Source organism: Barnesiella sp. An22, from assembly GCF_963931395.1.
GTDB classification, from domain to species: domain Bacteria; phylum Bacteroidota; class Bacteroidia; order Bacteroidales; family Barnesiellaceae; genus Barnesiella; species Barnesiella merdigallinarum.
The window spans coordinates 797,099-818,927 of sequence record NZ_OZ007014.1; the positions used below are offsets into that span (position 1 = coordinate 797,099).

Here is a 21,829-nt window from a genome sequence, read left to right on the forward strand (position 1 = left end):
GGTATTATTTAGGCTTTATCCTCCTTGATGAGGAATTTTTATATTTTCATTCTTGTACAGCAGTATTCCGTCGCGGCTGTATGATACTAAATCGGTTCGATAGAGTGAATCGAACGGAGGGTCGAACAAACCAAATACGCCCGATGTCGAGGTCAACCCATATAACAGCTTATTGTATTTTTGGCAGGAACTTCCATCCTTTAATGTAATAGTCTCCAGAAGTTCCGGTTTAATCTCTTCGGTTCCCGGACCCCACCACGAGGCATATTGAATGGTTTCACCCGGTTCCCACCCATCAGGGGGAAAGGTGTATAACAGGATTTCCTGCTCGCCTCGTCTTAGGTAGATGCTGCCTTGGCTGTCTTCCCGCAGATAACCGCAGATTTCTCTCTCCGATTCATCAGAGAAGGAGTTCCATCGATAAATATGTTTTACGGTGTATTCGATGGGCCAATATAGCTCCCCATCAATTGTCTCGGAGGGTAATAATGTGTATCGGCTGGCTGTGTATTTTACATATATTTGATTTTCCAGGGCTTCGATACTGTCGGGTGAGAGTACAGGCCGTAAGACCTCCAATACACTATCGAGGTTTATATCGGTGTTTTGTTGGCGTACTTCTTCCCACACGATTCCTGCCGATAAAAAACGGTTTTTAGTACTTGTATCTGTATTGTCACAGGCTACACATAGCAATAGCAGTACGATTGCTCCTGTGATTTTGTTGATTAAAAGACGGAGTTTCGTTTTCATAATAATAGAATTTAGATTTAATGTATTTCAAATATACGTATAATTATTGGGAATAACAAGGGAAAACACAGGCTATTTGCCGTTTGATTTTGCGGGGGCTGGTTGCTTGATTGATGCCTGAGAGCAGGGCATTTATCCCAAGGGTGAGAATGGGGCTGGCGGCGGGGAATGATACGAACAAGGGGCAGCTTGGAGGGCCGCCCCTTGTGATGATGGAATATTGTGTGTTTTTTAGATTTCGTGTTTCTTCCCGAAAGTGATGTTGAAGCCGAAGCTGAAATTGGCCCGGGCGTGGTTGATGGGGATGAACTGTTTGGAGTACTGCGTGGCAAAGTAGTCGGTGCCGATGAAGAAGTTGAAGCCCGGGGCGCAGATGTTGAGGATGGCGCCTACCGAGCTGCCCATGTTGGATACCGACCCGTTGACGGTGAGGTGCAGGGCCGAGAGGGGACGGAAGTTGATGGCTGCCATGCCTTCGGCATAGGTGCGGTAGCCTCCGAACCGGGTGGTAGAGAGCAGACCGAACGAGATGGCGTTGTCGAGTACGGCATACTCGGCACCCACGCGCAGGGTGGTGCGCAGCGAGTTGGCCACCGACTGGGTGTCCGATTGGTAGAATTTGGTTAAAGCTTTGAGGTCGTCGCCCAACTGGTCGGCTTTTTGGTCGAAGGGGTTGTCGCCGTTCTCGTCGTCTTCGGCTCCGATATTGTCGAAGCCGGTGTATATGAACCCTTTATCGGGGTCGGTCTCGGCGCGGGTGAGGTTGTTCCAGCGCATGAAGCCTATGTCGGTGAGGGCTGCCGAAAGGGTGAGGTTGTCGATGAGTTTGTAGGTGGCACCCAGGTCGAAACCCAGCCCGAATCCGGCTACTCCGAAATGGTTGCCGAAATCGTATCCGGTGACTTCGCCGGTTTCGGGGTCGGTGGTGAGCTCGAGCAGCGAGGTGGCTTGCAGGTGTCCGGCTTGTTTGATGGTCCATTCGTTTTGCGACATGGAGATGTCCATACGGTCGATGCGGGCCTCGGCATGTGCGGCACCGATGAGTACCTTGATTTTGGCTCCTGCGCTCAACTTGTCGGTGATGTCGCGGGCATGACCGAAGGCCAGTTCGAGGTAGTTGCTGGTGGTAGCTGTTACGTTGCTCATGTCGTAGCGGGTTACGCCGGTAGCCTCTTGTCCGGTTTTGAGGAATTGAAAAATCTCTTTGGGCAGGTAGGCACCTGTGTTGCTTTTGAGCGCGAGGTTGAAGGTGTTCTGTCCGCCCCAGGCCCAGAAGCCGAACGAGATGAGGTCGAGCCCCAAGTCGAGTTCGATGGTGTTGTTGGGGGTGAGCTTATTGAGGAATTCGTCGGCCGGTACGCTCTCGTGGAGGAACGTCACCAGTTTGTTGTCGCGCGGATAGAGGAAGGTGCCCAACCCCAGATTGGAGTTGATACCCAGGTAGAGGTTACCGATGGAGGGTATGCTGACGTAGTTGTTCTCTGTTTTAAGGGCCGGGTTCAGTTGGTTGCGCTTGGTCATCTTCTCCATAAAGTAGGAGGAGTTGAGTGTGGTTTGGGCCGACACCCCGGCCGACAGCACCACGGCGAGGGCAATGCTCGCAATATGTTTTATAGCGTGTTTCATTGTTTGTTAGCTTTAAATCCGTTACAAATCTTCTAAGTCCATTTGTGCTCCTTCGGGGAGTCGAGCCGAGAGGTGTACGACGATAAACTGGTCGGGACGCAGGGTGACGTCGTGGTTGTCCTGATTGCTGCCTTCGACCTTGAATTCCAGCTTGTCGAGTTCCTGAAGTGCATTCTCGCGAACCTCCTCGATATTGAGGGTGACGTGAGTCGATTGTATGGCATTGTCGCTGTTGGGCGCGGCATTGATCTCTACGCCTTCGGGCAGAGTGAGGCCGGTAATGGGGTCGCCATTTTGGTCGAGCGGTTTGACCGAGAGAACGAGCCCCAGCGGGATGGCGTTGTCGACAACGACGTCGAGCTCGAGGTGCTTGATTTTGTCGGAGACGTCGGCGAGATCGCTGCGGAGGTTGTCGATAGAGTCGGTGTAGAAGATGCGGAGGTTGTCGAACTCGAGCGGTACGTTTATGTCGTAGTCGATGTTGAGGTTGTAATCACCTTTACCCAATTCGATGGTTTGGTCGTTGGTTTCGCTCTCGATTTTCACTTCGGTCACTTTGATGTCGAGCTGGTCGGGGATGGTGCTGAGCAGCGAGGTGAGCGAGCCCGAGGTGATGAGGGGCGAGTTGCGGTCGATCTGGAAGGTGGTTCTTTCGCCGCCAGCGACCTTGAGGGCAAGTGAAACTACATTGCCGTTGACTACCTGGCCGTTCTCGTCGAGCGGCGATATTTCGAAGCTGGCCGAGATGGGGGCATCGATGGGGTTTTGTACCGACAGGTTGAGAGCGAGGTCTTTTATTTCGAGTGAGGTCCCCTCTTCCTTGAGGAAGTCGGGCAAATCGGAGAGCGAGACCGAGGTATTGATGTCGACGTTGGGAACGACGGTACCCGATACGCCTTTGATACGAATCTGGGGGGTAGAGAGATTGAGGTTGGGTTGAACCGATACGGTTGTATTGGTGAGATCTTCGAGACCGATCGATTGTTTGTCGGCATAGACGAGGCCCTTCAAGGCAATTTCGTCGGTGATGAGCAGGTGTCCGTTCTCGACTGTGGGGTTGGAGAATCCGTAGATGGTCAAGGGAACGGATACGTGGCCTGTGCCGTTGGTCAGTTCGATGGTTTTCGATATGAATATCGACGAGCCTTCGCGTACGAGTTCGCCGTTCGGTTCGATGTCGAAGTCAATCAATTCGGGGAGAGCCAGCTCGACACCCGACAGGTAGATGCGGGGCAGAAAATCGGGCATGCCCGAGATGTCGATAGAGAGCTCGACGTGCAGGTCGTCGCCGTTGTTATCGGTAATCCGTACGCTTCGTACGTGTTTGACTTCGGTTGGCAGTTCGGTATCGACGTTGAAGTTCTCGGCCGTGTTGATGCTGGCTTCGAAGGCGATTTCGATGTCGGGCATCTCCAGACCGGGAATCTGTGGCAGCTCGGTTGTGGCAGCCTGGAAATCACGCGTATAAGGCTCGAATTTGGGCGAAAAGTCGTCGATAATTACCGGGTCGATGGCGTCGATGTCTTCTGTGATATTGTCGGATTTGCTGATTACGTACCGTCCGTCGATTACATGGAGCACATCGCCCTCTTCAATCATTCGGCTGAGTCGGATGGTATCGGTCTGTCCGATGGGTAAACTTAGATTTCCTCCTACGGTTACTTCCAAATCGATGTCTTTTTTGAAATCATAATCGGCATCAATACACGAAGCAAAAGAGGAAAGTAGCCCTAAGAATAAGCTACTTGTGATAAATTTTGTAATTTTCATAAAAAAGTATTGAATCGATAAGTTCGTATTAAACAGCGGTAGATCCCTCTTTCGATGGCAAAGTTATTTATTTATTTTTATACTATCGGCATCTTTTTTATAGAAAATAACCCTTTTATGAGTTTTTTGTAAAATTTATTAAACTTGTAGGGATGGGGCAATAAAAACTCCCCTTCCGAGCCGTTGGCGGTCGGTCGGAGGGGGAGTATGACGAGTGTCGGTCGGAAGCCGGCGTTACTTGACAACGATGGTTTGTGCCGGTGTGCGGGCGATAATCTGCGGGGCATAGAGGCACTGTATGGACGAGAGTCCCTGGGTGTAGTCGCCGGGACGGTCGATGTCGAGTTCGTAGGCGATGACGTAGGTGCCTTTGGGCAGGTAGTCGAAGTAGAAGCGGGTCTCGGCATTTTTCACCTCCTGGTAGTAGCAGATGCTCTCGCGGCAGCGGTAGCCCGAGAGTTGGTCTACCGGCTCGAAGCAGGCGGCCCGGGCGTCGGTGAGGCAGACAAACTGCATGTCTTGCCCCACGGTGAGGGTGAGCCGTATGGCTACACGGTCGCCGGTCTTGGGGGCTACCTGGCTGATGGGAAGGTAGGTACCCGAGGGTTGTCGCACGAGTATCTGGCGGTCGATGGCCAGCTCGTTGACCGAGGCGGCCGATACGTTCTTGACATCGTCGAAGTATTGCCAGTAGAGGGCTCCCCACGAGGGTTGCTGCTGGTCGGTCGAGACGACGGCCTCGGCCTCGGCTGCCGTTATCTGGTTGCCCGACAGGGTAAGTTCGGTCAGTCCCAGGAAGGGGTCTTCGGGCTCGTATTTCATGACCTTTCCTCCCCATACGATGACGGGTCGGGTCGAGCTGGAGGCCAGCCAGTCGGAGCCGCCGTAGAGCAGGGCGTAGATGGCCTCGAGGGTCGAGGGTACCGACTCCCACTCGTTGGTCTGTTTCTGGGCGAGGAGCCAGCGACGCATCTCGTCGAGTTCGGTGGCGACGGGGTCGACCGTCGTGAAGGCGGCGATGAGTGCGCACTGTTCCTGCACGGCGCTGTTGCTATAGCCGTAGCTCGAGCGGTTGTTGGGCCAGAACATCCCCTTGTCGGGGGTGGTCACGGCGTACTGGCGCAGCGAGGCTACAATGTCGCGGGCCACGTCGGTGAATCCGTAGCGGTGCAGGGCTACGGCGGCGTAAGCCTTCTCGATGGTCGAGAAGTTGATCCACTGCTTGAGTTGCTCGACCATAGCCTTGTGCAGCCCGAGCATGTCGCCGGCCAGCGGGATGTCGAGGTACGAGGAGCGTACGTGCAGGTAGCAGATGTCGTTGTAGGTGAGTGGAGCGTTGGGCTCGCGCTTGCGTTGCCGCTCGATGGTCTGGTCGAGGTAGCCGATGCCCTTGACCTGCATCTCGTGTATCGTGCTGTCGTCGAGGGGTACACCCAGGGCGCGCAATCGGGCGAAGCTCTCGAGAATGTTCATCGTCACCCAGGGACTGGCCGACATGCCCTGGAACCAGCTCCAGCCGCCGTCGCTACCCTGGAGGTTTTGCAGTTTGAGGATGGCCTCGCGTGAGAGGCGATCGGCCCGGTTGGTGTCGAAGAGAGTGGCCAGCTGCTGCATGCGCTCGGTCTGGTTATCGGCCTCGAGCACCCAGGGGGTAGCCGAGAGGAGTACCTGCTTCAGCTCTTCGTTCCGGGCCAGCAGCGAGGTGAGGTCCCGGTTGCCGGAGGCCTTCCACAGCTCGACGGCGCGGGCGATGAGCGGGTTGCTGCGGGCCATCGATGCGGCCAGGCTGTTGGCATAGAGCGTGGCCGAGATGGAGATGGCGTCGCTGCCGTCGATCTCGGTCAGGGCGGGCATCGCCTGTACGGCATACCAGGCGGGGTTGTTGCAGTATTGCAGCGTCATGCGCAGGCTCTCGACGGTGGGCGATTTCAGTTTCTCTTCCATGCCGGGCATGACAACCGGGACGGTCTGCTCGCCGCCGGGTATGTAGAAGGGTTTGCTGTCGGTCACCAGTACGCGGGTGGGGAGCACGGGCAGAATCTGCTGTTCGCCGTCGCTGTATTGCAGGGTCGATGCCTTGACGCGGAATCCCAGCAGTTCGGCCCCTTCGGGTGCGGTGAAGGAGTAGTCGACCGTACGGTTTTCGCCGGGCTCAAGGATGAAGGCCGACTGGCTGGAGTGGAGCACCTTGTCGGTATAGGGGTCGAAGAGTTCGAAGCGTACGGTCCCCTCCTGGTGGCTGTTGCTCTGGTTTTGCACGGCCGTGGCGATGGTCACGTGGTCGCCCTGCCGGACAAAGCGGGGCAGGTTGGGCGACACCATGAGCGGTTTGCTGGCCACGGTCTGAGCCTCGTATTGGCCGGAGAGGAGCTCTTGCGTGTAGGCCAGGGCGAGGAATTGCCAGGTGGTGTTCTCGTTGGGTACGGTAAACGAGACAGATACCTGTCCCAGCGAGTCGGTGGTGAGCGAGGGGTAGAAGAAGGCGGTGCTTACCTCGCCGGTGCGCAGGGGCTCGTCGGGTTGGGAACCGCCGGTCTCTTCGCTGGTTTCGAGCGAAGTCGAGGCCGAGCCCTTGGCCATGGCGATGTTGGCGCTCTTGGTCACCACTACCTCGTCGAGTGCGGCTTTGGCATCATTGATCTGTATGACCGAGACCATTGCTTTGGACCCGAAGATGGGGAAGCGTCTGTTACTACCGTTCAACAGATTGAGGTAGAGGAACTGCGTGGCGGTCTCGCCGGGTACGGCGAGCCGGGCCGGAATCTCTTCGGCTTCGATGGAGCGTCCATAAGAGTAGGAGGTCGATGGTCGAGTCGAGATGCAGGTACAAGGTGCCGGAGCCGGTGCGCTGAAGTGCCAGCTGTGGGTGCTGATGGCCTGCATCGAGGCATCGAACATCTCGGCCATGAAGCGGGCCTCGACGGGATTGCCCTGGGCGTCGGTCACCGAGAAGGTCCAGTTCTCGGCATTCCCCGGCAGCAGTTTGTCGCGGAACGACTCGGTCTTGATATTCAGTTTGCGGTCGGGCAGAGCCTGTCGTATGGTTACCTGGGCGGTTTTTATTTCGCCGTCGCGCACGGTGAGCAGGCTGATGGTGGCGATGCCGCCGAACGACTTGTCGAACTTGACCGACAGCGTCTTGCAGCTGTTGCTGAGTTTGAGCATGCGGGTCTCGACCAGATGGTCGGCCGTATAGATGGAGTAGAAGATGTACCCTTCGCGCAGCGAGGTGCCTACGGGAATCTTCACCGTTTCGCCCACTTCGGCCGTGATTTGGGTACGGGGAAGCCATATTTCGGCAAAGCGGGGCGGTTTTTTGTCTTTCTCGCTGTACAATACAAAGTTACACTCCGACCGGATAATCCGTTTCGATTCGTCGTTGCTGAATGCCACGATGCGATAGGGGCCCGAAGCCCATTTCGAGAAGTCGGGGTAGAGGGCGTGGCCGTCGGCACCGATGGTCACCTCGCCCACCTGCATCTTGATTTTGAGGCTGTCGAGCGGTTCCCCTTCGACGTCGTAGAGCGAGTAGAATACGAGCCGGCAGGCCCGGTCGACGGTTTGTCCGTTGAGGGTACGCACCTGTGCCTTGATTTGCCCGGCCGACTTGAACTTGTCGAGGTATCGGGGGGCGGTGACGGTGATGAAGTAGGGCGAGTCGCCTACCTGTACGGTAGTCGATTGTTCTACCGTTTCGCCGGTGGGGGCGGTGACGGACGCTTCGATACTGTATATATAGGCTTGCTCCTGGTTGATGAACGATTGGGAGCTGATGCGTTGCGGCGTGAAAGTGATGGAAAAATTGCCCGAGGCGTTGACCGTGGTGGTGCGGCTTTCAATCTCTTTGCGGCCGGAGGGAAGGAAGTATCGGAAGAAGGGGTTGGCCTGGCGGTAGATGGTGTATCGCACCGAGGCTCCGGCCTGGGGTACGCCGCTGTAACTGCGGGCCGAGCCTTGCAGGGTGACGGGTTGGCCGAAACTGGTGCCCTCGGTCACCGGCTTGAACTCGACGCGGAACATGGGCAGCTTGTATTCGGCTACCGATATCGAGAGCCGGTCGCCCCACGACTGGTTCACCCGCAGGGTATAGTTGCCCAGCAGATTACCGCGGGGAATGACAAACGAGCCGGTGAACTGGCCGTAGGCATCGGTGACAACCTGGGTCGAGGCTACCTCGCGCGACGAGGGGTCGAGTAGCGATACGGTGCAGTGCTCGCCGCCTATGGTGCGGTGTTCGTCGGTCGAGTTGATGTAGCGGATGCCCGAGAAGTAGAGCGTCTGTCCCGGCCGGTAGAGCGAGCGGTCGGTGAAGAGTGCGGTGCGGGTATCGCTGTCGTCGCTGTCGTCGTAGCAGCCTGGTAATGAGAGACGGTCGGCCGGAGCAAAGCGGTCGAGCGGGGTGGAAACCTGGGTAAAGAGGAATCCCTCGTCGCCGGTTTCGATGCGGCAGAGGCCGTTCTTGTCGGTGCGGAGTCGGGCCTTTTCGACACTCTCTTGACCTAAGAAATAGGGCGAAGCGTAGAGGGTAACCTCGGCCTTGGGCAGAGGCTTGCCTGTGCGGGCATCGACGGCGAGCAACTCGATGTGCTTGTCGGAGGCTGCTCGTGTGATGGTTTTCACTCCCGATACGGTGAAGTGGGTGGTCGATGGGTTGGGTTTGCCGTCGATGAGGATTTTGGCTACATAGAGACCGGGACCCAGTTTGGGGAAGGCGATGGTACGTTGGCGGGTCACGAGCGAGAGCGGTTCGCCTATGGCGTAGTCGTGGTCATAAATGCAGTCGCCGAAGTCCCATTCCGGTTGCTTCAGGTCGTTGTCCTGCATGTCGATGGGCAGGGGTTCGGGTTGGCGGTAGATGCGCAGGGTGAGGCTGTCGACGTTGCGGTATGAAAGTCTCACACTGTCGATTTCGCCCGGGTAGAGGAGGGTAGAGACTTTAACAGAAGCCTCTTTGGCGGTGATGGTGTTGCGCAGATTTACCAGCCGGTTGATGTTGCGGTATTTCGGGAAAGCGGCCGTCCATTGTTCGCAAAGGTCGAGAGCCCGGCGGGCATTGTCGTAGCGGTCGGTATTCCACAGGATGGAGGCGAGGGTCGAGGCCACCTCGACCGAATAGGGCTTGTCGCGGTAGCTCTCGAGCAGACTGCCCAGCAGGTCGATGTAGTTGCCGAAGAGTTCCTCTTCGTCGTTGTTGTAGAGGCTTTCGCCCAGGTATTCGAGGCGTTGCAGGTCCCACATCATGAGCGGGGCCGAGCCGGTCTCGGCGGCGTGGGCCTTGAGGGCGTCGGCATAGAGTTGGAGTATGCGGCCGTCGGGCTGCTTCTTATTGTCCAGTACGATGGTCGTAAACTTCTGTGCAGGAACCAGCAGCTCCTTGCGGGCTACCGGCTGGAGGGGTGAGTAGCCGCTCTCCTGTTTGTAGAGGTCGATGGCTTCGCCCACCACGAAGTCGTAGAGGGTGGGGCGGAAAATCGAATCGCTGCCGATGGTGAGGGCCTGGCGATAGGCGCTTACCGGCGTAACCAGCAGTTCCTGTACGGGAGCTGTAGCCCGGGTGAGCAGGGTGTCGATTTTGGCCAGGAACATGTTGGCGCTCCAGGTCTCGAGCGGCTGAGAGAAGTCGTCGACCTCGTCGCGCAGGCGTATCCGGTAGTTATCCTCTAGGTAGAGGTGGTACAGCCGGGCCGAGATGAGGCGCAGCAGACTCTGCTCGACGGGGTTTTTCGAACGGTCGGCCAGCGATTCGGTCTGTCCGATGATGGCGGGGAGAGTGTCGCGGTCGATGAGCAGCCGGGCCGCCGACTGTTTCATGAGCGAGGCGATGACGGCCGGTGTGTCGTGCCGGGCCAGGGCCTGCTTCAGGTCGATGGTGGCCGAGTCGAGGGCCTCTTTGGGAGCGGCCTTTATCTGCTCTTCGGCCGATAGTTCCTGTTTCATAGAATCCGAGGTGTGGGTCAGAGCGCTGGCTCCGACGATAGCTCCTATTGAAAAGAGAGTAGCCACGATAATCCATGTGCCTTTTTTCATATGCGGAATGTTAATATGTTGGACTACTATAAATAAAATTTACTTAACAGTCTATATCTATACAGATGCTTTGTCTGCTACGAACGCTGCACGAGGTTTCCGCTTTTTCCGTTTATGCGGTCCACGACTACGGCGATGGCTCCGTCGCCCGTCACGTTGCAGGCGGTGCCGAAGCTGTCCATGGCGATGTAGAGGGCAATCATCAGGGCTTGGGCCGTCTCGTCGAAGCCGAGCATTCCCTCGAGCACACCCAGTGCAGCCATGATGGCACCGCCGGGAACCCCGGGTGCGGCGACCATGGTGATGCCGAGCATGAAGATGAAGCCGCTGAAATCGAGCGTGTGTATGGGTATGCCGGCCATCATCATGATGGCCATGGCGCAGGCGGTGATTTTCATCGTGCTGCCCGACAGGTGTATGGTGGCGCACAGGGGAATAACAAAGGTGGCGATGTTTTTGCTCACCCCGTTTTTAAGGGTCTGGGCCAGCGTGACAGGTATGGTGGCTGCCGACGACTGGGTGCCCAGCGCCGTGGCGTAGGCGGGCAGCATGTTCTTGAGCAGGCGCAGGGGATTCTTGCGGGCTACGAGTCCGGCCAGCGAGAACTGGATGAGTAGCAGCAGGATGTGCAGCACGAAGATGACGATGATGATTTTGACAAACACCGAGATGATGGAGGCTACCTGTCCCGAGATGGTCATGTTGAGGAAGATGCCGAAGATGTGCAGCGGCAGCAGCGGTATGATGACCTTCTCGATGAGCAGGGTGACGATGTCGCGCAGGTCGGCGGCCGCCATGCGCAGCGTGTTGCCCGGTATGGCCGAGAGCCCCAGGCCGATACAGAAGGAGAGGAGCAGGGCGGTCATGATGTCGAAGGGGGCGGGCATCTCGACGGTGAAGAAGGGTTTCAGGGCCATCTCGCCGGGGTTGTCGACCGTTGCGGTTTGGGCCGACTGGGCAATGAGCCGGGGGAAGATGGCTTCGCCGGTAAAGTAGGTGAAGAATCCCGAGAATACGGTAGAGCCGTAGGCAATGAGCGCCGTGATGAGCAGCAGCCGGCCGGCCCCTTTGCCCAGGTCGGCGATGGCGGGGATGATGAGGCCGATGATGATGAGCGGGATGATGAAGTTGAGGAAGTTGCCGAAGAGCCCGTTGAAGGTGACAAACAGTCGGGCCACGGGCGCCGGAAGGAACTGCCCCAGCACGATGCCGGCCACGATGGCGATAAGCACTTGCCAGAGGAGCGAGATGCGGAATTTTTTCATAATCGGTAGTTTGTGTATGAGGTAGAGATAAAAATCGGGTTGATAGCTGTTTTTCGAGGATTTAGTTGACGATGCTGAAGTAGCGGTAGGTGCCCAGATTGCTCTCGGTCTTGATGAGCCCGTTGCTTTGGCGGGTCAGTTCGAGCCATTTGTCGCCGGTCTCTTTTCCCGAAATTTGGGTGAGGTATATGCGTTTGCCGTCGATTCGGTACCGGTAAGAGGTGCTGCCGTCGTACCGGTTTTCCCAGTAGAGGATTCCGTTGCTGCCGAGTTTGATGTATTCGCCCGTTTGGCACTGGAACCGGTTTACCTCCTGCCCGTTTTGCGAGATGCCGTAGGTGATGAGTGACAGACGTTTGCCTATGAGAGTCTGCCAGCCCGCCGATGCCGGTGAATTGGGGGTGATTTGTTTCCCGATGAGGCTTTCGCGCAGCGATGCCCAGTCGGAGTTGTCGGTGCCGGAAGCCGGAGAAGAGTTTCCCGACGGTGCTGTCGGTGTGAAATAGATTATCTCTCGGGTCTCTTTGGTTACCTTGCTGTTCCCCAACTTGCCATTGTCGTCCGTACTACGATGCAGCACTTCCCGCTCAATCCAGTTACCTCTGTCGTCATAACGGAGAATCCGGTAAGTATCGACACTCATCAGGGAGAAACCATACGTTGTCATCTTTTTAACCCGATCGCCTTTCGAATTGTATGAGTAATCGATAACCATTACACCCAGCAACGTCTCGTAGCTTTCCGAGGTGAGTTGCCCGTCGGCATTATACTCGTACTGCGTACACACGTTGCTGCACCTCTCCACCGGATAACCGTTGCTGTCATATTTGGCATCCGGCACATCTTCATGGTCGACTGCCGTCAAGCGACCGTCGGAATCATAAGTGAATATTTCCCCGTCACTCTTTATCATCTTCACGGGGCCACAAGCATCCTCTACAATGGCATCGTGATACTTCTGTGCCCAAATCGGGGAAGTACCCAGCAGTAAAACCGCCCATACGGAAATCATCTTACTTTTCATTTCTACCTAATTTTTTAGAACGGAACAATACGTAAAATTATAGATCTTTTATTCCCCGACAAAGTTTTCTGTCGCCAATTCCTCTCCCAAATGAAGTTAAATGTATTCTAAAAGGACTGCGTGGTATGCGATGCCTGTCTCAAGTTCCGGTTGTTCATGCGGTCGAAGCGGCTGGCTGTACTCGTAATCGGGTTTTCTGAACGGCAGTTTCTTTGGTTTCAGGGCCTATTCCGAGAGGACGAACTGCGAGGCGGCGACGATTGTTGTATCGATGTCGGTAGCCGAGACGAACTGCTTCAACAGCTCGACCGTCCAGTCGATGGTCTGGTCGAGAGGCATCTCCTCGCCGTAGGCGTTGATGAGGAGCAGCAGGCTACGGGTGTCGAGCGAGATTTTGGTGCGCTCCTCGTCGCTGGTGGGGGTGCCGATGCCGCCGGTGCGGTCGCGGTAGACGGGCAGCCCCTCGATGTTGAGCACGCCCCGGCCTATGCCATGGAAGAGTTCGCCCTCGCGGCCTACTCCCAGAGTGAGGTGGTCGCCGTCGATGTGGTCGGCGTCGAAGGCTCCGATGGAGTATCCGGCCCGTATGGAGACGAGGTTGCCCAGGTCGACGAGGGTATCGATGCGGTAGATGCCCAAGCCCTTGACGATGCGGCGGCACAACGCTTCGGACGATACCCGGTAGCGGTTGGGGTCTTTCCCGAAGGCTCGGTAGGCCTTGCGGGTGGCCTGTATGGCGGGGCGTTTGTTGATTTCGTCGAGCCGGTAGGTCGAGGCGATGCGAGCCTCCTCCTCACCGATGAGCTGCCACAGTGCCGGGTCGCTCTCGCTGTTGGCTACCCGGGCCTGGATGACCCCGATGCGGAGAGCCGGGCAGGTGGCGGCAAACTCCTTTTCGATAGAGACGGTTTTCATGTGTAATGCGTTTTTCTTCAAAGGTAGTGAAAGGTGGCTGCAGAGGCAAATGAAAAGGGGTATAAAATTTTTTTTCTGTCTGTGAATAGGGCCAATTCTGTTAATAATATTATATTTGCAAGAGTTGATTAAGATTATCGATTAAATAACAAACAATATGAAAGCACAATTGCTGTCGCCTAACGGCGCATTGAAGACGGGGTGGGCATTGACCCGTAAGCACTTTATTGTCATGCTCGGCCTCTTTTTGGGAATCATGGTGGTGTCGTGGATTGTCTCTTTGCTGGGGGGCAGCGATATGACTTCGATCCGGTGGTGGCTTTTCTATATCGTAAGCCTCGTTTTGTCGGTATGGTTCAGTGCCAGTATGAATAAAATCATGCTGAATGCCCATGCGGGCGAAGAGCCTTCGTTCTCGACATTCGGACAGATGTTGCCTAAATTGGGCGGCTTGATTGTGTTGAACGTGGTGGTGAGTTTCATCTGCATGTTGCCCATGTTGGTCGGGGTTGTCATTTTGGTAGCCGGTCTCGGGTCGAGTTTGGCCGTTGCCGATTTCTCCAATCCCTATGAGTTGGGATACACGTTGGGTATGATGTTCAGCGGGGTATCGGGCATTGTCTCCATCCTCTTCTCGCTGGTCGCTTTGTATCTGGTCCTGCGCCTGATGTTTACGGTTTTGGCCTATGTCGACGATTCCTCCCTGGGGGTATTCGATGCCATTCAACGCAGTTGGTCGATGACTCACGGGAACATGGGGAAAATCATTCTTGCTGTTCTGATGATGATAGTACTGAATATCATCGGCTTTATTGCCTTGATTGTAGGCGTGGTGGTGACGCTCATCATTTCGGCCTTTATGATAGTGACCCTGTATGAGCAGATTAAGGCGAGCGAACAACTCGCCGTAGCCGACGAGGCTGCCGCTGCTGCGGAGCCTGCACAGTCGGAGCCCGAGAATCCGGCTCAACCGCAATAATCGAATCGCAATTTATCGTTACAATACCGAGCTCCCGGGTGTGTGCAATGCCCGAGGCTTGTCGTTTTTATATATCGGCAGGATGGAACTTTTTCGTTACAGACAGGGATACCTTTCGCCGCTGGGACCGATGACGATGGCCAGCGACGGGGAGCGGCTGACGGGGCTGTGGTTCGACGGGCAGAAGTATTACCCCGAGGCCGGCCTGCCGGCCTGCGAAGCTCAGGCGTTACCGCTCTTTGACCAGACCCGTGCGTGGCTCGACCGCTACTTTGCGGGCGAAAATCCCGGGCCGGTTCCGCCTCTGCGGCTGGAGGGTAGCCCTTTCCGGCTGGCCGTGTGGCGACTGTTGCAGCAGATACCGCGCGGCGAGGTGGTTACTTACAAGGCGATAGCGCGGCAACTGGAGCGCGAGCGGGGCGGTGGCCAGGTGTCGGCACAGGCCGTGGGCGGCGCTGTGGGGCACAACCCCGTGAGTATCGTGGTACCTTGCCATCGGGTGGTGGGGTGCGACGGCAGCCTCACCGGGTATGCCGGTGGGGTGGAGCGTAAGGCGGCTTTGCTGCGGCTCGAGGGGGTGGAGTGCCGGGCCGGCGCTGTGCCTGAAAAGATAGTGTAACGGTTGTATATCGAACGGATAACCGTAGAGTGAAGATACGACAGCAAGGCGGCTCCCGAGGACCGGGGGGCGCCTTGCTGTTTGAGGGGGGAGGTTGTATCGACAGCCTCGCTATGGACTTGGTCGTATTCAGTTGATAATCGGGAATTCGATGGTTTCGCTTACTTCGTTCCAGTCTTCGATGGAGAAGTCGCCCGGAGTTTCGCCCGACAGGATTTCGCCCAGGACGATGTTGAGGGTGAGCTTGGTATTGGGCGATAGGGTAGAGCTGAGGTTCTTCGACAGGGTGTGTTCGGTACCGTTGGCCAGGGTGATGATGAGCTCGAGCGGAGGATTTTCGGCCGAGGGGAAGAGCATGACGGTGGCGTTGCTCATGATGGTGTTGTCGTCGGAGCGTTCGAGGTCGAACTTGACGATTTTGGTCGTGTTTTCGACCTCGGCCGTGTAGAAGTTCATCTTCTCGGCAATGCCGCCGATACGGGCCTGGATGTTGGTGATGGAGGGGTTGAATTCGGAGTTGTCCTGCATCTTGGCAATGATGCGTATGCCGGCCGTCACGCGGGTGAGGGCCGCCTGCAGGTCTTCCTGTCCCACGTTGGCCGGTTTCACGGCGTGTACCAGGTCATAGACGGGCATGTAGGTGCCGTCGGTGTTGGCCCGCAGTCTGAAGTAGAGGGTCGAGAGGTCGGCATCCTGGGTGATACCGGGCTCGTTGATGGCGGGGGTGTTGTAGATGGGGTCGTCGTATTTCGGGGTGCCCCAGTAGACCATGTTGTAGGTGCCCACCGGCAGTTGCAGCGGCCGGTTGTACTCGCCGTATATGTGTCCGTCGATGATGGTGTAGTAGCCGTTGAATACGGTCTTTTTGCTGTTGATGTAGTTGCCGTAGTAGGTCGAGGTCTCGGCATAGCAGGGATAGATTTCGAGGATGCCCGTGAAGGGATTTTGGTTGAGCGGGTCGGCAATGCGGGCGCTCACATTGGGGGTGATCAGTTGTACCGCCTCGGGTTGAGCCGGTTCGTCGGTGGTCTTGTTGTCGTCGCAGCAGGCCGAGAGGGCCGGCACGAGCAGCAGGGCGGTTGCCCCAAACAGAATCTTTCTCATAATTCAGTTTATTAAAGTGGTTCGGTAAGATGTTGTGGATATATAACAACCCGTGCTGCGAATTGTTTGTGCCGACAAACGCAGGCCGAACCGGGTGCAGCGCAAAGGATGGGGAGCGCTGCCGGGGCGTGTGTGAAAAATGGAGGGCAGAGGGTGTGTAATCGAAAGAATTTGCTTACTTTTGGTATCGAGCCACAGGCTCGCAAGCAGATATGAAACAGGAAGAAAACAAGGAGCGTTCGACGGCTCGAGAGGCGGGCGAACGGACGGCAGGCCCGAGGCGGTTTACCCCGGAGTGTATCACGTCGCTGGCACCCGGCGAGGTGTTTGTGTTTGGCAGCAATCTGGCCGGTATGCACGGCGGCGGAGCCGCTCGTGTGGCCATGCGGCACTTCGGTGCGGTGTGGGGGCAGGGTGTGGGGCTGCAAGGGCAGTCATACGCCATACCCACGATGCAGGGCGGGGTGGAGACTATCAAGCCCTATGTCGACGAGTTTCTCGCCTTTGCCCGGGCACACCGCGAGCTGCTCTTCTATGTGACCCGCATCGGGTGCGGCATAGCCGGGTTTCACGACCGGGAGATTGCGCCGCTCTTTGCCGAGGCGTTGACGATGGAGAATGTGGTGTTGCCCGAGTCGTTTGTCGACGTGTTGCAGCCGAGGTAGAGCGTGGGCGATGCCGGTGCCGCGTGGGGTTGTGGTTCGCGGGTGGACGCCGTTTGCGACAGCATGTCGCGTGCGATGATTGCCGTCATCAGCAGGATGAGTGCCCCCAGTATACCGTAGAGCCAACGGGCTTGCCCGCGGGTGAGCCGCGAGGTGAATAGCCGGCAGTTCTTGCTGTTGAAGAACCATCCCCAGTTGCCCAGGGCCGCACCGAGTGCGAGCAGTCCCGAGATGAGGAACAGACTCAGCACGATAAGGGCCGGTATGAGGGAGGGGGCGTGGTGCATGGCGGACGACGGTTGCGGTTGGACGGCCGATTACAGGTCGATGTTGACGGTGCGGACGCCGCCGTCGGTCTCGGTAATCTCTACATTCACACAATCGTCGGGGAGCAGCTCCTCAATCTTTTCGGGCCACTCGATGAAGCAGAGGGCGCCGCTGGCGAAATAGTCCTCGGCTCCCAGGTCGTAGGCCTCCTGCAGCTTGTTGATGCGGTAGCAGTCGAAGTGGTAGATGAGTTCGCCGGTCGTGGCCGAACGGTATTCGTTGATGATGGCGAAGGTGGGGCTGTTGACGGGGTCTTCGACGCCCAGCTCTTCGCAGATGGCTTTGATGAAGGTGGTTTTGCCTGCGCCCATCTCGCCGTGGAAGGCAAAGACGGTGTAGTCGGCCATGAGTTCGATGAACTGGCGGGCGGTCTTATTTATCTGGTCGAGGTTTTCTATGACAAGGGTGTGCATAATCGTATTCTATTTTTTGGTGAGTGTAATCAGTGGAATCATCATCTCTTCCATGGAGATGCCGCCGTGCTGGAAAGTATCCTTGTAGTAGCCCACGTAGTAGTTGTAGTTGTTGGGGTAGGCAAAGAAATCGTGGTTGGTGGCAAATATGTAGGTAGAGCTGATGTTGGGCGAGGGCAGTCCGTAGCGCTCGGGCGACTTGATTTCGTAAACCTGCTTGGGGTTGTAGCTGAGCGACTTGCCCACCTTGTAGCGCAGGTTGGTGTTGGTGTTCTTGTCGCCGATTACCTTGATGGGGTTGTTCACGTGTACGGTACCGTGGTCGGTGGTGAGAATGATCTTGAAATCTTTCTCGGCGATTTTGCGGAAGAGGTCGAGCGCCGACGAGTGCTTGAACCACGACTCGGTGATGGAGCGGTAGGCCGCCTCGGTCGAGGCCAGCTCGCGAATCATCTTCGACTCGGTGCGGGCGTGCGAGAGCATGTCGACAAAGTTGAGCACGCAGACGTTGAGCTGGTTGTTCTCGATTTGCGGGAAGTTCTGGATGAGCTTCTCGCCGAAAGCCGACTCGTTGATTTTGTTGTAGGAGAAGGTGTAACGCTTGCGGAAGCGGTCGAGCAGCGTCTGGATGAGAGGCGCTTCGTTGAGGTTCTTGCCCTCCTCCTCGTCTTCGTCGACCCAGAGGTCGGGGAACATGCGGGCAATCTGGTTAGGCATGAGGCCCGAGAATATGGCGTTGCGGGCATATTGTGTGGCCGTGGGCAGAATGCTGAAGTAGAGGTCCTCCTCGGCGGTGAAGTATTCGCTGAGCAGCGGCTTGATGACCCGCCACTGGTCGAGGCGGAAGTTGTCGATGAGGATGAAGAATACCTTCTCACCGTTGTCGATGAGGGGGAATACCTTGGTCTTGAAGAGCTCGTGGCTCATCAGGGGGTGTTCGCCGCCGGTAATCCACTTTTCGTAGTTCTTCTTGACAAACTTGGCAAAGGCGCTGTTGGCCTCGCTCTTCTGCAGGGTGAGGAGTTCGTCCATGTCGCTCTCGGCCTGGGTGAGCTCCAGTTCCCAGAATACCAGTTTCTTGTACACCTCGTACCAGTCGGTCCACGAATAGGAGTCGTTTATCTGGCTGCTGATGTGCTGAAACTCCTGCCGGTAGTCGCTCGAGGTCTTCTCGAGGATAATCTCCTTGTGGTGGAGATTCTTCTTGATTGACAGGAGTATCTGGTTGGGATTCACGGGTTTGATGAGGTAGTCGGATATTTTGTTACCGATGGCCTGGTTCATGATGTTCTCCTCCTCGCTCTTGGTAATCATGACCACGGGGATGGAGGGGTTGTCCATTTTGATTTGGCTGAGGGTGTCGAGACCGCTCAAGCCGGGCATGTTCTCGTCGAGAATGATGAGATCGAAAGCCTCGTGAGCCGCTTTTTCAAGGGCGTCGCGGCCGTTGGATACGGTGGTGACGTCGTATCCCTTCTGTTGGAGGAAGAGGATATGCGGTTTCAGCAAATCGATTTCGTCGTCGGCCCAAAGTATTTTACCGTTCTTCATAAGGCTCTTCTGGTAGCGGGTTGTTTTCAAGAAATAAGAAATAGTCTTCGAAACTGTATCCTTCGAGCAGTTTCTTGAAGTTGTCTTCGCTGATCATCACGGGCTTGACACCAGGCGGGTAGCGGAATGTCTCGCTGTGGTCGAGCAACCGGCGATAGTGCGACAACTCGTCAAAGTTATTAAATCCTTTGACAACTAACATACTTATTTCGTTAAAGGTCATTATTTCGAGGTCGAAATCTTTAATAACAAACGTGGTGAAGTTGTGTTTGGCCACGTCGAAGAGCAACTGGTTGGACGATACGCTGTCGGTGGCGTAGACCAGCAGAAGCACGTGCGGAGCCTTGAGGTCCTGGGTGAAGGCTACCTGGGCCGTGTCGTTGAGGACGGTCGTGGTGTCGTTGGTCAGACGGGCCTTCCACAGCATGCCCCGCAGGTTGCCGCTGCCCTCGGCTACCTGCCGGCCCTGAGCTACCCCCTTGAGCATGGTGGTGGCCAGGGGCGATACGTCGGCTTGCGGATAGCGCTCGAGCAGGTCTCTCAGCCCGGCCTTGAATTTGTCGTACTGCTTGTCGCCCACGTAGGCGAGCGCGTCGAGGAATAGGAACTTGGGCATGAGCGGCGAGAGGGGATACTTCTCCTCCATATACTGGCGGCTGCGGTGCACGGCCGCGTTGTTGTTGGCGAGATAGGCGGCATAGGTATCCTCGTAGATGGAGTCCTGCTCGGTGCTCATGCGCCGCAGGTTGTCGAGGTAGTGCGGGTCGGCCATGGCCTGGGCATAGGCGCTCTCGGGGAAGGTAGACCGTATCTTGTCGCGGTAGATGCCGGCGGTGACTTCGTCGCCGTTGCGCATGTACATGAGGTACATGTTGTAGTAGACGTCAAGCCGGTAGGGGTTCTCGGGGAACCGCTCTTCGAGCAGGTTGAAGTTGGCGATGGCGGCGGGGTAGTCCTCGAGCTTGTTCTTGAGGATGATACCCATGTTGAAGAGACCTTCGGCCACCACCTCGTTCGAGACCTCGAGGGCCTCGGGGGTGAGAGGTATCTGCTTGAGGTAGAATGCCGGTTTGTGGGGATCCTCGGCATCGGCCAGCTGGGCGCTGTCGGGGCTCTCCTCGAGGGGCATGCCGTTCTCGTCGACCTCCATGCCTTCCTCGGTGTCGCCTCCTCCATCGGTTTTCTCGGCAAAGTCGCTCATCGAGAATCCCGACTTGTTGCGGCGGCGCCAGTCGTCCTCGAGCTTACGGCTACCCCAGGTGCGTTGGAATTCGGTCTTACCGGCGGCTACCATGGTCTTGTTGTAGAAGTACCACGACTTGTCGCCCGAAATCAGGGTGGCGTTGTTCTTGGCCGCGTTGTTGCTGTTGAACTGGGGCCCCTGTTGCTGGGCCAGATACTCTTCGCGCTGAAGGGCTTCGGCCTCCTCCTTCTCTTTCTTGATGAGGTCGTCGATAATCTGCTGGATGGCTTTGTTGCGCTCGGTCTCGCTCATGGCGGCCAGGTCTTGCAGACTGTCCTGCAACTCGACATTCTGGGCGTAGACTACCAGCTCGTCGAGCACGGTGGAGCGCCGCGAGAGCAGGTCGTAGCGGGGGAAATCCTCCTTGAGCAGAGGCAGGGCCTCGGCATAGCAGGGCTGGGCGTCGACATATTCGCGCCGGTCGAAGTAGAGGTCGCCGAGGGTCACCTGGCAGATGGCCTTCTCGATGCCGTTGCGGGTGCTCTTCTGGTTGGCCAGGCGGTAGTTCTCCATCGCCTTGAGGGTATCCTTACGCGAGAGGTAGAGGTTGCCGATGGCGTAGTAGACCTGGTCGAGGTACTCTTTGTTGCGGTCGCGCGAGGCCATGCGGGTGAGCTTTTTCACCTCCTTGGTGATGTCTTTGCCCGAGAAGACCTCGGTCTGCTTGATGCGGGCGTTGAACTCGGTGCGGTAGGGCGGGTTCATGGAGATAACCTTCCCGAAAGTCTCGTAGGCTTTGGCGTTGACCCCGGTTTTTTCGTAGAGCTGCCCCAGCAGGAAGGTGAGCCGGATGCGCTGTTGCTTGCTCGGGGCCGACTTGATGGCGGTCTCGAGGAAGGGGATGGCCTTCTGGTATTGGCCGCTGCGGATGAGGTAGTCGGCATTGACGGTGGCAAACCAGTTGTTTTGCGACTCGGGCAGCTTGTCGTTGTTGATTTTCTGGAGTATGTCTTCGGCTTCGTAGAGCCAGCCCAGGGCAATGTAGCATCGGGCCTGCCAGAGCTTGGCCTCGGCTACGAGGTCGGGCATCCAGGTGAAGTGACGCGAGATGTAGAGAAAGGTAGCTGCGGCCTCGAGGAACTCGCCCTTGTAATACTGGGCCTGGCCCATCAGTCGCCAGGCGTTGTGGATGAAGGGGTTGTACTCGTCGCGCTTGAGGTAGTCGCGATATTTGGGGTCGCTCATCTTTCGGGAGTCGCGCTTGGGCTTCTTCTTGATGGAGTGGAGCTGGATGGCTTTCTGGCACTTCTCGATGGTGCGGTCGAAGCTGCCCGAGGGTTGCGGGTCCTTGGGGTTGGCATAGGCTTGGGCCGGGTGCATGTAGAGGAGGTCGGTGAAGTTGTCCTGATACTCGGTCTCCATGTTTTTCATCTGCTCCTTGTAGTTTTCTATCCCGTTGAAATAGACGTTGTAGCGGGTCGTAAAGCTGTGGTAAAAGCGGGTGAAGGCCGTATTCTTCTTGGTCGAACAGGATACGAGCGCCAGGGTCACCAGCAGAACGACGATATGTATTACTCTTTTTTTCAAACGCTACGGGGATAAGAAGCC

At 56.7% G+C, this 21,829-nt stretch carries 15 protein-coding genes; 3 read left to right on the forward strand and 12 right to left on the reverse strand.

Annotated elements, in window-relative coordinates; all coding sequences use genetic code 11:
* Positions 1-15: 15 nt before the first annotated feature.
* The 7 genes from ABGT88_RS03190 to ABGT88_RS03220 form a co-directional block, all read right to left on the reverse strand.
* The gene (locus ABGT88_RS03190) at positions 16-753 is read right to left on the reverse strand and encodes a hypothetical protein (protein ID WP_346700390.1); all 738 of its coding nucleotides are present in this window, start codon (positions 751-753) and stop codon (positions 16-18) included.
* Positions 754-984: 231 nt separating this feature from the next.
* On the reverse strand, positions 985-2,379 hold the full coding sequence (locus tag ABGT88_RS03195) for a DUF5723 family protein (RefSeq protein ID WP_346700392.1): 1,395 nt from the start codon (positions 2,377-2,379) through the stop codon (positions 985-987).
* A gap of 21 nt (positions 2,380-2,400) precedes the next feature.
* Positions 2,401-4,047: a hypothetical protein gene (locus ABGT88_RS03200; RefSeq protein WP_346700394.1), complete on the reverse strand. Its 1,647-nt coding sequence runs from the start codon at positions 4,045-4,047 to the stop codon at positions 2,401-2,403.
* Between the two features lie 336 nt (positions 4,048-4,383).
* Positions 4,384-10,176 carry an alpha-2-macroglobulin family protein gene (locus ABGT88_RS03205; protein ID WP_346700396.1) on the reverse strand — a complete coding sequence of 1,931 codons (5,793 nt, stop codon included), beginning with the start codon at positions 10,174-10,176 and terminating at the stop codon, positions 4,384-4,386.
* Positions 10,177-10,253: 77 nt separating this feature from the next.
* Complete coding sequence (locus ABGT88_RS03210) at positions 10,254-11,441, reverse strand: dicarboxylate/amino acid:cation symporter (RefSeq protein ID WP_087408959.1); 1,188 nt, start codon at positions 11,439-11,441, stop codon at positions 10,254-10,256.
* A gap of 61 nt (positions 11,442-11,502) precedes the next feature.
* Positions 11,503-12,465: a hypothetical protein gene (locus tag ABGT88_RS03215; protein WP_300130886.1), complete on the reverse strand. Its 963-nt coding sequence runs from the start codon at positions 12,463-12,465 to the stop codon at positions 11,503-11,505.
* 225 nt (positions 12,466-12,690) lie between these two features.
* Entirely contained in the window at positions 12,691-13,380 is a 690-nt protein-coding gene (locus ABGT88_RS03220; RefSeq protein WP_087408961.1) for a B3/4 domain-containing protein, read from the reverse strand.
* A gap of 157 nt (positions 13,381-13,537) precedes the next feature.
* Here ABGT88_RS03220 and ABGT88_RS03225 point away from each other — a divergent pair, with 157 nt between their 5' ends.
* Together ABGT88_RS03225 and ABGT88_RS03230 are read left to right on the forward strand one after the other, a co-directional pair.
* The gene (locus tag ABGT88_RS03225; protein ID WP_346700399.1) at positions 13,538-14,359 is read left to right on the forward strand and encodes a hypothetical protein; all 822 of its coding nucleotides are present in this window, start codon (positions 13,538-13,540) and stop codon (positions 14,357-14,359) included.
* An 82-nt stretch (positions 14,360-14,441) separates the two neighbouring features.
* Positions 14,442-14,978 carry a methylated-DNA--[protein]-cysteine S-methyltransferase gene (locus tag ABGT88_RS03230; RefSeq protein ID WP_346700401.1) on the forward strand — a complete coding sequence of 179 codons (537 nt, stop codon included), beginning with the start codon at positions 14,442-14,444 and terminating at the stop codon, positions 14,976-14,978.
* Positions 14,979-15,107: 129 nt separating this feature from the next.
* On the opposite strand, the gene ABGT88_RS03235 is transcribed toward ABGT88_RS03230, so the two are convergent.
* A complete protein-coding gene (locus ABGT88_RS03235) occupies positions 15,108-16,082 on the reverse strand; it encodes a FimB/Mfa2 family fimbrial subunit (RefSeq protein ID WP_346700403.1) in 975 nt (324 codons plus the stop codon).
* Between the two features lie 212 nt (positions 16,083-16,294).
* On the opposite strand from ABGT88_RS03235, the gene ABGT88_RS03240 reads away from it, so the two are divergent.
* Entirely contained in the window at positions 16,295-16,747 is a 453-nt protein-coding gene (locus ABGT88_RS03240) for a hypothetical protein (protein ID WP_346700405.1), read from the forward strand.
* On the opposite strand, the gene ABGT88_RS03245 is transcribed toward ABGT88_RS03240, so the two are convergent.
* Genes ABGT88_RS03245 through ABGT88_RS03260 form a run of 4 tightly spaced genes read right to left on the reverse strand, consistent with a single transcriptional unit; the run spans position 16,651 to position 21,808 of the window.
* Positions 16,651-17,034 (reverse strand): immunity 17 family protein, encoded by a 384-nt coding sequence (locus tag ABGT88_RS03245; protein ID WP_346700407.1) that lies wholly within the window; start codon positions 17,032-17,034, stop codon positions 16,651-16,653. The two genes, ABGT88_RS03240 and ABGT88_RS03245, sit on opposite strands and share 97 nt — an antisense overlap.
* A 30-nt stretch (positions 17,035-17,064) precedes the next feature.
* The gene (gene tsaE, locus ABGT88_RS03250) at positions 17,065-17,487 is read right to left on the reverse strand and encodes a tRNA (adenosine(37)-N6)-threonylcarbamoyltransferase complex ATPase subunit type 1 TsaE (protein WP_087408966.1); all 423 of its coding nucleotides are present in this window, start codon (positions 17,485-17,487) and stop codon (positions 17,065-17,067) included.
* A 9-nt stretch (positions 17,488-17,496) separates the two neighbouring features.
* A complete protein-coding gene (locus ABGT88_RS03255) occupies positions 17,497-19,038 on the reverse strand; it encodes a bifunctional response regulator/alkaline phosphatase family protein (protein ID WP_258327858.1) in 1,542 nt (513 codons plus the stop codon).
* Positions 19,025-21,808, reverse strand: coding sequence for a tetratricopeptide repeat protein (locus tag ABGT88_RS03260; protein ID WP_346700410.1), 2,784 nt, complete (start codon positions 21,806-21,808; stop codon positions 19,025-19,027). The genes ABGT88_RS03255 and ABGT88_RS03260 overlap by 14 nt, the downstream gene beginning before the upstream one ends.
* Positions 21,809-21,829: the final 21 nt, after the last annotated feature.

Coding starts and splice junctions, on each gene's coding strand:
- ABGT88_RS03190 (WP_346700390.1), bottom strand. CDS start 753: ATGAAAACGAAACTCCGTCTTTTAATCAACAAAATCACAGGAGCAATC.
- ABGT88_RS03195 (WP_346700392.1), bottom strand. CDS start 2,379: ATGAAACACGCTATAAAACATATTGCGAGCATTGCCCTCGCCGTGGTG.
- ABGT88_RS03205 (WP_346700396.1), bottom strand. CDS start 10,176: ATGAAAAAAGGCACATGGATTATCGTGGCTACTCTCTTTTCAATAGGA.
- ABGT88_RS03210 (WP_087408959.1), bottom strand. CDS start 11,441: ATGAAAAAATTCCGCATCTCGCTCCTCTGGCAAGTGCTTATCGCCATC.
- ABGT88_RS03215 (WP_300130886.1), bottom strand. CDS start 12,465: ATGAAAAGTAAGATGATTTCCGTATGGGCGGTTTTACTGCTGGGTACT.
- ABGT88_RS03220 (WP_087408961.1), bottom strand. CDS start 13,380: ATGAAAACCGTCTCTATCGAAAAGGAGTTTGCCGCCACCTGCCCGGCT.
- ABGT88_RS03225 (WP_346700399.1), top strand. CDS start 13,538: ATGAAAGCACAATTGCTGTCGCCTAACGGCGCATTGAAGACGGGGTGG.
- ABGT88_RS03230 (WP_346700401.1), top strand. CDS start 14,442: ATGGAACTTTTTCGTTACAGACAGGGATACCTTTCGCCGCTGGGACCG.
- ABGT88_RS03235 (WP_346700403.1), bottom strand. CDS start 16,082: ATGAGAAAGATTCTGTTTGGGGCAACCGCCCTGCTGCTCGTGCCGGCC.
- ABGT88_RS03240 (WP_346700405.1), top strand. CDS start 16,295: ATGAAACAGGAAGAAAACAAGGAGCGTTCGACGGCTCGAGAGGCGGGC.
- ABGT88_RS03245 (WP_346700407.1), bottom strand. CDS start 17,034: ATGCACCACGCCCCCTCCCTCATACCGGCCCTTATCGTGCTGAGTCTG.
- tsaE (WP_087408966.1), bottom strand. CDS start 17,487: ATGCACACCCTTGTCATAGAAAACCTCGACCAGATAAATAAGACCGCC.
- ABGT88_RS03255 (WP_258327858.1), bottom strand. CDS start 19,038: ATGAAGAACGGTAAAATACTTTGGGCCGACGACGAAATCGATTTGCTG.